The sequence below is a fragment of the Paenibacillus haidiansis genome, from assembly GCF_036553665.1.
Lineage (GTDB): Bacteria > Bacillota > Bacilli > Paenibacillales > Paenibacillaceae > Fontibacillus > Fontibacillus haidiansis.
Map to the genome: position 1 here is coordinate 30,595 of NZ_JAZHPZ010000010.1, position 13,119 is coordinate 43,713.

Consider the following 13,119-nt stretch of genomic DNA (forward strand, 5'->3'; position numbering starts at 1 on the left):
CCGCTTCGAAACAAAACTTGCTTCGGAAGCATTGAATCTTAGTTAGACTTAGGCCCCCATCAGGGTTCCGATTTGCTTTTGCATGCGGGTAATGGCTTTTTGCTGGTCTTTCAAAACGCTGGTTAGCACTGCGATGATCTCCATGGGGCTCACGGCCTGTCCATGGGGATCCGCCACTTGGCCGGGAACTTCTTCCGCAATGAAGCCCATCGTCCGATTCTTGTTGCTGCCTTTATAGTGGAAAGAAACGGGATTAAGCGAATCCAAGAGCTGCTTCGCTTCCTTGATGGAGACGTCGGCAATGTCGTCCTTATATTCCCGGGAGGAATAATAATACCAGTTGCCGTAGGCGTATACACCGCCGCTGGCATGCAGGTTGATCCGGTCGCCGCTGTCGTTGCTGACCCCGATGTCGAGAACGCAGTTCTCCCCGCTGGTCGGATAGTACTTGATCCAGGCCGAGTCGCCCCAGCCGCCGCCGGGATCGGACGGGAAGATGATCCCGTTGTTCCCGCTGCCCGCGCTTGGTACAATGGCTCCGCTGACATGCAGGCTGCTGTGGACGGCCGCATTAGCCCAGTCGTTACCGTAGTTCAGCACCAAAGTGCTGCCTGAGTCGACCAAAGCCCGGCCGGGACCTCCCCGCCGCCCGGAATAACCTATACAGAAGTCTGCACATCGGACGGTAGCCGTAAAATAGTTGGCCACGTCCAGCTTGCTGAACTGTCCGTCAAAGTTCAGCACCGCGGCCTTGATAGTACCTCCGATGGTCAAGTCGCCCGAAATAGCCGCGTTTCCGTATACCTGCAAAAATCCGTTCACGTCCAACCGGTCCCAAATGGCGACCTTTCTGCCTTGCAGGCCGGAAGAGTTCCCCACAATCATCAAGGCCTTGTAGTTCGTCGTATCGTTGCTGATCTCGGCCTCGTTCTTCACCGAATCCGGGAATCCGCGCCAGCTGGAGGTAAAGCGGATCGGGTTCTTGTCCGTCAGGATCCTTACGCCGCCGGCTACGTCCAGCTTCTCCTGGGGCTCCAACGTACCGATGCCCACATTCCCCGAAGGATTCAGCGAGATATGGTCTTCCTTATCGTTGGAGGTGCCGATTTCCAGAGAGCAATTCTCTCCGGTTCTCGGGAAGAACTTGATCCAAGCCAAATCCCCCGAGCCGCCTCCCGGATCTCCGGGGAAGATAATCCCGTTGCGGCTTCCTTTGCCGACGCTGGGGATAATCTCCTCGGAAGCCTGCAGCTTGCCGTTCACGTACAGGAATCCGTTCACGTCCAGCCGGTCCCATACGGACACCTTCCGGCCCTGTCCGGCGGATTGGTTCCCGACGATCATCAGGGTTTTGTGGTTCGTCGTATCGTTGCTAATTTCCGCCCCGTTCAGCTTATCGTCGGGGAACCCGGACCATACGGAGGTAAAGCGCAGCGGATTTTTACCGCTAAGGATGCGCATGTTGCCGTCTACGTCCAGATTATCCTCCAATGTCTTTCTCGGTCCGATACCCACATTGCCTGCGTTATTCCACGAAAGGGCAGGCTTTTCCACTAGCGTGACGCCGTCCGGGTTGTACCCCCGTGTACCCAGAATGCCGCCGCTTTTCCCGAATAGAACCGGCCCGTCGGCTTCAGCGCCGGCAAAGGGCTTCCCTTTGCCGAACCAGCCTAGACCGTAGGCGCTGTCTACCGCATTCTTGTCGGTGGCCTTCAGCCAGATGTTTCCGGCATCCTTGAGGGCTAAATCGCTGTCCAGGTAGAGCTTGCCGGAATCATTGAAGCCGACGGTATTTCCGCCGGGAGAGGTTAACCGGCTGTGCAGATGCAGGCCGTCGACAATCCCGCCCTTCGTCAGGCTTTCCCAATCGCTGCCGTAAGCGATTTTCTCCAACTGATTGCCGAGTCCAACCTTCCAGCTGCGTTCGTTTTCCACCCAAACGATCCGGGCATCTTCGGTGCCGTTGTTGCCCCGGTAGACCTCCAAGCCACCGTCTCTCGGCCCGGGAAAATGGTAGTCCGGGTCGTCCGTATTCTCGCTGTTGACTTGAACGAAACTGTTCATGATTCTTAGTTCATCTTGCGATTTATTGGTGTTTCTCAGAATCAATTCGCCCACCAGGCTCAAATCGCCGGCAATGTCCACGTTGCCGCTGAATTTGGTCGTAGGCGCTTGAACCTCCAGCACCGCTCCGTTCTGGACGGAGGTTAGGGTGGGCATGTCAATCAGCGTTTCGTCGTTGCTTGACATATCGTCGGAGTCACTTTTCGTTTTGACGACTAGAGTTTCGGCGACCACCTTTTTCCCTGCGGCCCCCGCATACACTCTGAGCGGAGTTTGCTTCGTATCGCTGTCGTAATCGAATATACAGCTCTTATCGATGACGAGGCCTTTATCGCCCTTCTTCGGAATCACCCGGGCAAGAACGATTTTGGACGGATCCGTCGGTTTCACGATGCCGTGGCCGATCTGTCCCCGTTCCCAGGTATGGATTTCCTTGCCCTGGCCCCGCTCGATGTTGCGCTCCGCCGCCTCCTCCAGGTAGCTGACCCAGATATAGATGTTTTCGTTAGCCCGGTATTCGGACAGGTCAACGGGATTATCCGGATGGCCGTCATAGATCAGGATTTCCTGGCTTATGCTTTCTTTCTTTTGCGTCTTCTCGTCCGTTACCTGTACCCGGTTCAGCGCCAACCCTTCGGTAACCCGAACCTTCATCTTCTCGCCCGAACTATCAAAGGGTTCTACCTTCAGCCCGACCACGATTCCCCAGGTATGGAGATAACGGTTATGCAGCCTTTGCAATCTCAGAAAAAACTCTTGATCCAGCTTGTAGTCCTCTTCATTCAGAAAGAGGCCGTCAAAGTATCGCATTCTCACAAATTCTTTTCCCATGAATCTAAGTCCTCCGGTTTTCAAATTTCTACTCCTCTTGCATTCCCCCAAGCAGGGTCTCTCTGCCAATCCGGCCGTATACACCGACTCGCATGGAGGGGACCTCTACGTTCAGCGAGGCATTCGTATAAAACGGCTTTTCCTTCCCGAGGGCTTCGCGGATGATTCGTACCTTGTTCGTAAGCAGCGTCCGGGTAGGGGCGGGAATTATCGAATGGACCGAAAAATAGCTGGGATCCGCAGCCCCTACCATCGCGTTCAGCCCGATCCGCCTGGCATATCCAATACCGGCCGGTTCCTCATAATCCTCTATGGCGATGGTGACTTCTTCCCCGGCAAAAACCTGCAGGATCTCCTTCAGGCCCTCCATGGTTCCCCGTTTTTTATACAGTTGCACGATGTTGCCAATCAGGTTTCGGTTCACCGAATGGCGGCTTACGCCGAGAGGAAGAATTTGCACCGGGGCTGCTTTGCGTTCCATATGGTCCGCTTCTCCGTCGTATTCCGGCCCCTCTTCCAGCTCCAACCCCAGCCATCCAGCCAACCAAGGAATAAACTGGGAGGGGGTACGGTTCGGGTCGAAATACTGGTGAAACTGGTCCAGCAGTGCCTCGATGCCAACGGATTCTTCGCTGACAGCCCCGGTCTTGCCGGACAGCATGGCTTCAAATCCTTTAAGGAAACGGCCGAGAAAGTAATCCGCCTCGGTCTCTTCAGCTTTTTGCTGAAACACCCTTGGAAGGTATTGCGTAAAGTTATAGCTTTGATCCTCCTGATTCGTTCCTTGGACGCTCATTTGATCGGTCATGTTTCCACCTCGACTTTCAGCTCTTTCAGCTTGAACAATTGATAGGGTTTCAGCTCCTGGTTTGTAAGGTCGATACGGACGACATGATCGATTCCCGGCAGCCCTTCCACCAGATGGTATAAATCGGAGGGATACAGCTTTCTTCCCGGGGGCCAGCCCTTCTGCTCCACACCCCCCGTAACGGGATCAAGAAACCCTTCGACGGCTTCCTTCACGGTGTTTCCGATGGCCTTGTCTTTACCCGCAACAAGGAGCTCGACGTTTACGTCGAGGTAATCCGGCTCCACTACATGAATCCGGGTCGTCAACAGCTTGCGTGCCTCGAGATACTCCTTCACCGCCTGCTTGATGCTTTCGATTTCCTTGAGGTATTCCATCCGGTTCTGGGTGCTAAGGACGAGGATGACCGTTACGTGCCCGAAGCGTTCCTTCGTTTCCGACATGCCGTTCTCCATGTCCTTGTTCACCAGGCAGATGGTCCGTACGGCAAGATCCGGATACCGGTCCAGCAGGTTCGGGATTTCCATCAAGCCCTGCATGGCGAGCAACTCGTAATCTTCGGCGGTTACCGCTTTATACCGTTCCGAGAACTGGCTTACGCCGCGGCGGATGCCGCTTTTCAGTTCTTCCCCGTTCTCAAGCTCGACGCCCATAAGCTTCAGGAATTGCAGTTGATTTTCCTCCGTTACCTGGTCGATCCGGTACAGAACCATCTCGCAAAACCAGGCGAACAGCTCGATCAGGGTGATCCCGGGATCGGACGGATTGTAGTTGGTCCACTCGGGATCATAGACGGGGATAAGTGCCTTGGCATCGGCTACCAGCTGGTCAAACCCCAGGTCGTCCAGGTTCGGTACTGGCAATGACATTCGTCTCCCTCCTTTCTAAGCGCCGTCATATACTTTCACTCTCCCATAGGAAAACAGTAGGGACATCTCTTTGGAAGCGGCTCCGTATCCGGAAGCTTGGCCGTATACTTTCTTTCTTCCTTCGGAATGTTCTCCAGCCCGCATTCCGCCACGGTTCCGCTCAAATCATGAATCTGGTCATTCTCTTTATCCAGCAAATAAGGGAATACGAGTTCTTCCTTCTTATTGATAAAATGGAACCCGCCGTAGATGAGCTCATCCTCCTCCAGAAAGATGTTCTCCGACCGGACCTCGTGAATCTTCAGCGGGGTCGTATTGACATATTCGTCCGTCCGGCTCAGGAACACGATATCCTTAGGCTCGAACAGCGCGATTTTGAGGTAAAAAGACGCCGCACCCTTGGGAACCTCGTTCATGATAAACGTGCGGACGGTGAAGTCGTCCGAAACGTCATACTCCAGGTCGCTGCCTTCCGGGTAATCGAAAGGCAGTCCCTCCCCGTTCACGGTACTGCATTCCAGCAGGTCGCCTTCCATGGAATCGAGACGAAGCTCCACCGGATCATAATTGCGGTAGCGCAGACGAATCTTTTCATTTTCCTTGAAGCCCTTGACCATCAAGGTTTTGACCCCGGTCCCGGCCTCGACCTGCTCCGCCAAGGAGAACAGGATCGTATTGTCATCGGTACGTACCGCGCTGGCCTTGGGATAATTGACGATCGGCTTGTAATAACCTTTTTCCAGAGGCTCCAGCCGCAAGGTCAGGCATTGGACCGATGCGTGGGCGGCGATATCGGAAACATAATCCACGCCGGGCGTATTCTTGATCACGGAGTATACCTCGGATACGTACAGGTTCTTGCCCAGATCCCATCCCGTATTCCCGTCGCCTCCGGTAAGCGGGTGAAAGAACGCCTTCAGGTTATCGATGATTTGCCCCTCCACGACCTTGCGCTGCTCCATAGAGGTGAAGGTGACGTTGGCATCGATGCCGATGCGCACATAGTCCGGACCGATGACCTCAATGCCCGGAACGCTCGTATCAAGAACGGCGGACATCCGCTCGCAGAGATAAGCTTCAATCTCGCCAAGGAGCTCCTGGCTGGGCATCGGCTTCGGCTCGTCGCTGTCCGGCACCACGATGACGGTGGCTTTGCCTGCGGCGAACTCCAGATCCCGGTTCACGGTGCTTAGGCACTTCACCTTGGCGATCTGCGGCATAGCTTCTCTAACAAGCCATTCCATGTCTTCCGCCGTTACGCCTCTCTCCCAGCTTTTCAGTGTATGGGGCCCCCGGATCTCCGCCTGCTCCGGCTCCTCCCGGTCGAACCCGCCGTCGGCCGCTACCGGATTTGTGACGGAGTCCAGCCAACTGAAGCTGTCCCATACCTTGGTGATGGAAGCTGCCTCCACGTTCCCCCTGGAACCGCCTCCATGCTTGTAATCGCACTTCAGGTTATCTATTCCCGTAGGGGGAACCATGCCGTTCTTGCCGTCTCCGAATTGAATCGTTCCGGTGCTGCGGTCCAGGATGTAATGCCTTCCGTCGGACCCCGACAGGGAAAAGGTGCTCACTTCCTCCCAGGGAACCCAGTCCCCCGTCTCGGCTGCTTCCCGCACCATCAGAACCTGGCCGGGCAGCACCGGCGTCTTCGATAGGGTGAAGCTTTGCTCCCCTTCCCCGTTGCTGGAGCCCAGAATCTCGCCGGTGATCGTGTTGGAATGCCGCGCCCATACGGCATTGGAATAAATGGCGTCGATTTGCGGAAACACCCTGTAGGTTCCTTCGTCCAGCCGGGCCCGGATCCAATACTGCTCCGTCCCGAATAAGGGCCGGGGCTCGATATCCGACGGAATGGCGAGCTGAAGGATTTCCCTTCTCGTAAAATGACGCAGGGCATCATTGACGCTGAGGGTCATCCACTTTCTGCCGTTCCAATACTCCCAGGCCACGATCGGATTCTCTCCCAGCTGCTCGCCGGTCAACGGGAAGAAAAGGGAAACGGGCAGGTCGCTGATATCCCGGTCGAAGGCCAGATAGAACATAGGGTCCCGCTCCGTACAGGGATAAAAAGGTTTGAAGTAACTGTTTTCGGTCAGGCATTCTTCCGTTGTATCGCGAAACGTAAAATTATTCTCCGTCAGCACCTTCTCAGGATGCGCCCCCACGGTATAGCTGTAATCGATGACGAGATTATGGACGGAAGGCGGCGCGAAGGTTGCTTTCGTGTATTGCAATTGGGCGATATTCACTGTTTGATCCCCGATCATGATGGGGGTGTCCTCGTAATCGTACTTATCCTCTTCGCCGTAATTGCCTCCGGTGATGCGGATCCGGATCCAGTAATTCTCCTCCCCGTTCACGACGCAAGCCTTTATCCCCGGACACTCGAAATGCATCGTTCCCGAAGCCGTCAGCGTTTCAACGGTGCAAAGGCTTTCCGGCTGCTCCGGTTCGCCTTCCTCCACTGACTTGGCTAATGTATACGTCGACTCCTGCAAGTTCTCGATCGCGGTCCATTCCGAGCCATTCCAGTATTCCCAGCTCAGCTTCACATAGCTTGTATCGGGCGGCTTGCTGATTTCGGGGTCAGACAGCTCCACGGTGAGGGACACATTGGAATGTTCCTTCGCGAAGGCCTCCCGGCAGGCGATATAAAAGGTATCGTTAACCTTCGGCTTCTCCCCGAAGGGATAAAAATCTTTGCTGACATCAACCTCGGTGCCGTTCGACAGCACCTTATCGGGATGCAGCGCTTCCGGGTTGACGATGCCCAGCTCCATCCGGATTTCCTCGATATCCGGCATCGGAGTGCCGGACGTAATGGGCGTCTTCAGCTCCGCGAAGATCCACTTGTTCGTCCAATCCATCCGTTCTTCCGAGGAGTCATAGCCCGAAACGGTCTTGGCGTATATTCCGGACAGATCGGCAAAGATATAGGCCGCGCTCCAGTCGGAATCCCTGGAATGCCAGCTGCCGGTCACATTCAGCCGCCTTGCGTTTCCTTCCTCGTCGAAGCAGTACCAATCCATGTCCAGAAGCGGCTCTTCGGAGCCTTCAGGGCTTCCCTCTACCCCTGGCTTGTTGAAATACACTGTCAGTTGGTTTCCCGGCTCATCAAAGGACAGAAGCTGGGAATGGCCCAGATAGAGCCGGTGCACCACCGTCGAATCGCCCTGGAACAATTCCGCAAACTTGCCGGTACGTTCCTCTGACAAGAGGAAATCCTGGTTGCTCCACCGGTCCTCGCCAGGGTCCAGGCTGACGGCGCGGACCGGCCGGGGCTGAATGACGGTCAACCCCTTTTCCGTTTCGAAAATCACTTCCTCCTGGTTCTCCGGCTGGGCCGATACCTTGGTCCCCGCCGGCAGGAAGCCAAGCTTGTCCCAATCGTCCTTCGCCTTGACGAGCAGCGGCGCCTTAGCTGCCCTCGGAGGCGTCGGACCGATCCCCAGCAGGTTCAGGAAAGCGATGAAGTTTTTTTCCGGCGCCTTATTTAAGCGCTCGATGACATTCTCCATCATGCGGGAAAAAATGCGGACCAGCGTCTCCGCCTTCTTATCCGCTTCCAGCGCAGGCAGGCTGTCCCATTCCTTCCCGCAATACCGATAAATGATTCGTCTCAGCTCGGGAACCAAATCTTCCTGATTCCGCCGGTCAATGTAAGGCACAAGTTTCCCCATTATTTACCCACACTTTCAAGAAAAAATGGATACACAAGATTGTATTTGCTGTTGCTGGACTTGATCGCGTAATCGATGGAAATATCCAAAACCGGAAGATCCGCGCTGGGGGTTACGGAGATATCCAATACCTCCACCCGAGGCTCCCAGTTCATGATGGCTTCCTCGATAAAGGTTTTGATCAGGGTGGCGGTGCTCATATTGTTCGGCGCGAATACCAGCTCCTGAAGCCTGCAGCCGAAATCGGGCCGCATTACCCGCTCGCCCTTCGCCGTCGACAAAATTAATTGAATGGACTCTTTGATGGACTCTTCCCCGTCGGCCCCGTTAATGCTGCCTCTTTGGGCCGAGAAGGGAAATTTCCAGCCTCGGCCCAGAAAATCGATGACTTCCATAAACTTAACCTCCTATGAAGACCGTTCCTGCGGCCACCACTTTCCCTACGGGCATGTCCGCGGGATCATTGCACGTTAGCGCCGTATCGCCGTTTCTGGCGGCCATTTTTCCGTTGATCTTTACCGTGGCGCTGCCCAGCATGATCTTCCCTTTGTTTTGCGGAGGCTTTTGAAAAGGCCCCCCTTGGGGAACATGGGCCGGAGTGTTGGTCGCCGTGGAATCCACCGTGGCCGCCGGTTTCCCCATAATCTTGACATTGCCGCTTAAAGCCCCGTCGATGATTCCCGTAAACGGATGGGGTAAAGGAGTCGGTACTAACGTCGGACCGGTGGGAATCATCACGATGTGGGTATCGGTGGCAAGAATACGGTCCCCCTGTTTCGCTGCCGGCTGTCCCATGAAGCTATCCCTCCTGTACTGAAACTAATTGATATTGACCGTTGCACCTTTCACGTTCATGGTGCCTGAAGCCTTGATGTCCATCCCCGCCGAGGACTCGATCTTGGTTGCCGCCGACGATTTCAGCTCGATGTCCTTGGCCTGAATGGACAGCTTTCCTTTGGGAGCGGCAATTTCGATATCCTTCTCCGATGTGATGGCGATTTTATTGTCCTTCGTTTGGATGACGATCTTGTTTTTGCCCGACTTATCGATGATTTGGACGGTCTCCTCGCCCTTTTTGTCGTCCAGCCGGATCACATGTCCTTTGGCCGTCGTGAGGGTCACCGATTCTTCATCCTGCTTGTCGTTGAACTTGAGAACATGGCCGCTCCGGGATTTGATCATCCGGATATTGTTTTTCCCGTCGCTATTGATGTCCGGCGGCGCATCCTTCCCGTTCCACAGAGCGCCGATCACATAGGGGCGGTTGACATCCCCGTTCTCGAAGGCGACCAGCACCTCATCGTCGATCTCCGGCAGGAAAAAAGCTCCCCGTTCCTTCCCCGCCATAAAAGAAGCCAAGCGTGCCCAGTTGGATTCTTTCATGCCGAGGAGCGGAATCTTCACCTTCACCCTGCCCGGTCCGGGCTTCTCCCCGTCGTTTGCCGAATCGTTCTTGATCACGATCCCGACCATGACACCGTATATTTTTCCGTCGTATTTGCCGCCGTCCCCGTAATTCGAAAAACCGATTCCCTCGCTCATAGCCCTGTCCTCTTCACTTTAAATGTAGTCTTGTACCCCTGATTGTCGAACTTGTGCACCGTCGAAACGATGTAGTAGATTCCGCTGAAGCGCTCGTCCATGCCGAGAAGCTTGACCGTCTTGCCCGCCTTAAGCAGCGGGTTTCCCCAGCACATGCCCTCGCCCGTGATGAACTCCCGAAGCCTGCTGTTATAAGCGGCGGCGGCCATGGACTTCGCCTCGTTCATGTCGGTGAGATTCTCCGCGGAGATGGCGATGGGGGACTCTTCGATGGCTTTGGCCGTCAGCTCGTAGCCGGATTCTTTGCCGCCCATCTTCGTCGTCTCGTCGCCCTTTTTCGCTTCGGCTTCGATCTCCTTCTTCTCCTTCACATCCCAGCCCCTTACGGCAACCTTGCTGCCGCGGGTCAAAGCACGAAGCTCCAGGTTCAGCTTCTCGAAGTCCTTCTTGAAGGTCAGATCCGGCAGCTCCGGCGACTTGCCCGCCCGGGACTTGACGAAGTACAGCTTCTTGTCGTCCGCATACAGCTCGTAGTCCAGCATCGCCGCCCGTTCCAGCAAAAACTCGTAGTTGCTCTGGTTGTTCTGGAACAAATAAGGGTACAGGGTTTTGGTATCGTCGACCACCGGAGTCAGCCCGTGCTCCTTGGCGATTTCAGAGGCGATATCGCTGTCCTTTTTCTTGGAAAAGACCTTGCTTCTCGTCCCCATGCGAAGCCGGTGCAGCAAATCGTAGCCCCGGATATCCAATATGGAGTGCTCCGAAAGGTTCAGGTCCAATGATGTTATCTCGCCGCTGATCATGGGCTCCACTTTGTCGAGGCCGAGGGAAACCTTGATTTTGTCCCCCGGCTTAAAGGTTTTCAGATCGATGCCCCGCCACGTTCCGTTGCCCGAGTTCACCATGTTCAGTTGGATAGAAAACATAGCGGGCAGGTTCAACTCGTCCTCTACCGTCACGCCCTCCACCGCAGCCGTCAGTTCATCCGAAAGCTTGCTCCCGTTCAATTCGATTTTAAAATTCGCTACGCTGATACTCATCCGAATTCCACCTTAATCCGGGATGACCAAGGTCCTCCCTACATCGTTTTGGCCCGGAAAGCCAATGGGGTTGACGATCCGGTTCAGCTCCGCGATGCGGCGCCATTTCGTCGCATCCTTCAAGGCTTCGTTCGCGATCAGGTCCAGCCGGTCCCCGCTTTTCACCACCCACAGCTTCCGGCAGGCGTTCAAGCCTTGGCTTTCCTCGATGACCTTGTCAGACTCCATAGAGGTGAAGGTTACATCCATCAGACATCTGACAGGCGTACCGTTTTCCAAAAACATCGTAAACTTCTGTTCGATCTTCGTTAAAATGCCGCGATAGGTAAAGCCGCCCCAGACAAACAGGCACACTGGAGGCCGCTTCGTGCTCTTCCCGCTGACCTTCGGGTCCAGCAGGGAAGTCAGCATCACGGTCTGCTTCCTCACATCCGTTCGCTTCTCATAGGTGTCATAAAACAAGGAAACTTTGAATTCCGGTGTCGATGATCTCTGAAACTGCATGTTGTTCTTCTCGCCCGTGTACTTTCCTTCGAAGGACACCGTGTATTCATTGGGGTTGAACATTACCTCAATGGCACCGCCGCCCATATCCAGCGGGATAATTTTCGCTTTTTCGGCCATTTACCTCAGTCCCCTCCGATCCTTTTGAATTCCGATTCTTTTTTCAAGGACTTGATAGACTTGCTCCGCCAAAAGCTTCACTTCCTCCGCGCCTATATCCAGCTTGGCTTTGGCGCTCTGGCCCGGAGCCGTCGCAGTATGGTTCTGTCCTTGGGCCGCGGCGGCCCATTCCGGAGCGGAGGCTTCCTGCGGCTTGGATTCGGCGGCCGCGGCCCGCTTCTCCGGATGGCGGAGCACGAGCTTGGGGGCAGGCCGATCCGACAGGACGCCCACCCCTTCTTCACCGGGCTCCGTCATCCGCGCCGCCCCTCCCCCTTGTCGTAGGTGGGACAAGGGGGAGGCATTGGCGAGCCGGGCGGGCGGCTCCTCGGCGGGCTCGCCGGTCACGACCGGCCACGGCGCGCCCAGGGCCGCCGGGGCCAGCGCCCGCCGCGCGGGGCCCCGCATGAGCGGCACCGCCGGCGGGAGCGGCTGCCCCCCTTCCCCTTGCCGGGCAAGGGGAAAAGGAGGAGCCGCGGCGCCTTGCGGCAGGGCCGCAAGGGCAAGGCCGGCCGGGCCATGGACAGCCCGTGACCAAGGCAGGTCACGGGGACCGAGGGCGGCCCGGGCGGTGGCAGATGCCGCCGGCCCCGGCGGGCGGTAGCGCTCGTCCAGCCGCTCCAAGGCCCGCTGGGTGCCTCGGCCCAGCACCAGCTTCAGCCCCGACGGCCCTAGGCCGCTAGGTCCCGCTGGGGGATTCGCGGCGGCAGTTACCGTCCCGTTCACGGAACCGTCTGTTGCTGCCGACGGTTTCATGAACGGCTTCCCGCCGCCGTTCCCCGCCGAAGCGGAAGCCGGCGCTGCGTGGCCGGCGCCCGGCACGCCCAACCCCTGCCGACCGCCGCTCTCCCGCTTCACGGTCAGAGGCTGGGCCCTGCCGTGAACCGGGGCCTTGCCCGCCTGCTGCCGGTAAGCCTCCAACGACTGAAGGGCGCGGATTTGCTTATTGATAGCGGAGGGCTGTTGAGAAAGTCCCCCACGATCACCACGGCCAGCCAAAGGATCCGCACTACCTATATCCTCTGTAGCTCCTCCCTCAACCGGGAGAATGCCTTGCATCCGATGCGTGAACGGCTGCTGCCTTCCCCTTAAACGTTCCGGCTCCTGCTTCATCTCCCTGTTGGTTAGACCGCCTGCGTCTTCGCTGTTACTGCCCTTTGGCAAGAAGCGCCCGGCAGCCTTTCTCTTCCCGCCGCCTGCCTCCAGCTCCCTTAAAGCCTTAGCAGCAGGGAGCTGCATGGATATGAACCTGCTGATCTTGTTATCAACCCGTTGACCTTGCGAATCGGAGCCCTTTGGGGGTAGCATCACTGTAACCACCGGGGTTAGGATCCTCTCGATGATCCGGCTTCCCTCGCCCTTCGCGTCAGCCAACCGTACCGTTTCTTTCGTGATTTGCCGTATGTCATTGTAGTGATGAATGTGGTTCGTGATGCGGACTTCCTTGCTCTCCGGCGGTTCCGCCGCTTCTTGCGGTTCCTGGAACGGCACCGGGTTCTGCCGCAAAACCAACCGATGGAATTGCCTTCGCCACCTGGCCATGCCGTACTTGCTCATAATTCCCAGAGCAAACTCCGTTTTTGCCGTTTTGTTCATATCCATCCAACCTTCATATTCGA

General features: G+C 56.3%; 10 protein-coding genes. All 10 read right to left on the reverse strand.

Features of this window, described 5'->3' with window-relative positions; translation table 11 throughout:
• Positions 1–48: 48 nt before the first annotated feature.
• From V3851_RS18095 to V3851_RS18140, 10 genes are read right to left on the reverse strand one after another with little or no spacing between them, the layout of a single operon-like run.
• Positions 49–2,895 carry a tail fiber domain-containing protein gene (locus V3851_RS18095; RefSeq protein WP_331847965.1) on the reverse strand — a complete coding sequence of 949 codons (2,847 nt, stop codon included), beginning with the start codon at positions 2,893–2,895 and terminating at the stop codon, positions 49–51.
• Between the two features lie 28 nt (positions 2,896–2,923).
• Positions 2,924–3,703, reverse strand: a complete 780-nt coding sequence (locus tag V3851_RS18100) for a phage tail protein (protein WP_331847966.1) — start codon at positions 3,701–3,703, stop codon at positions 2,924–2,926.
• The gene (locus V3851_RS18105; RefSeq protein WP_331847967.1) at positions 3,700–4,572 is read right to left on the reverse strand and encodes a baseplate J/gp47 family protein; all 873 of its coding nucleotides are present in this window, start codon (positions 4,570–4,572) and stop codon (positions 3,700–3,702) included. The genes V3851_RS18100 and V3851_RS18105 overlap by 4 nt, the downstream gene beginning before the upstream one ends.
• Positions 4,573–4,607: 35 nt before the next feature.
• Positions 4,608–8,255 (reverse strand): putative baseplate assembly protein, encoded by a 3,648-nt coding sequence (locus V3851_RS18110; protein ID WP_331847968.1) that lies wholly within the window; start codon positions 8,253–8,255, stop codon positions 4,608–4,610.
• Entirely contained in the window at positions 8,255–8,650 is a 396-nt protein-coding gene (locus V3851_RS18115; protein ID WP_331847969.1) for a GPW/gp25 family protein, read from the reverse strand. The genes V3851_RS18110 and V3851_RS18115 overlap by 1 nt, the downstream gene beginning before the upstream one ends.
• Before the next feature lie 4 nt (positions 8,651–8,654).
• A complete protein-coding gene (locus tag V3851_RS18120; RefSeq protein WP_331847970.1) occupies positions 8,655–9,050 on the reverse strand; it encodes a PAAR domain-containing protein in 396 nt (131 codons plus the stop codon).
• Between the two features lie 24 nt (positions 9,051–9,074).
• Entirely contained in the window at positions 9,075–9,797 is a 723-nt protein-coding gene (locus tag V3851_RS18125) for a phage baseplate assembly protein V (protein ID WP_331847971.1), read from the reverse strand.
• Positions 9,794–10,837, reverse strand: a complete 1,044-nt coding sequence (locus V3851_RS18130) for a phage late control D family protein (RefSeq protein WP_331847972.1) — start codon at positions 10,835–10,837, stop codon at positions 9,794–9,796. Before V3851_RS18130 ends, V3851_RS18125 begins: the two co-directional genes overlap by 4 nt.
• Positions 10,838–10,849: 12 nt before the next feature.
• On the reverse strand, positions 10,850–11,461 hold the full coding sequence (locus V3851_RS18135; protein ID WP_331847973.1) for a CIS tube protein: 612 nt from the start codon (positions 11,459–11,461) through the stop codon (positions 10,850–10,852).
• On the reverse strand, positions 11,462–13,096 hold the full coding sequence (locus tag V3851_RS18140) for a hypothetical protein (protein WP_331847974.1): 1,635 nt from the start codon (positions 13,094–13,096) through the stop codon (positions 11,462–11,464).
• Positions 13,097–13,119 lie beyond the last annotated feature (23 nt).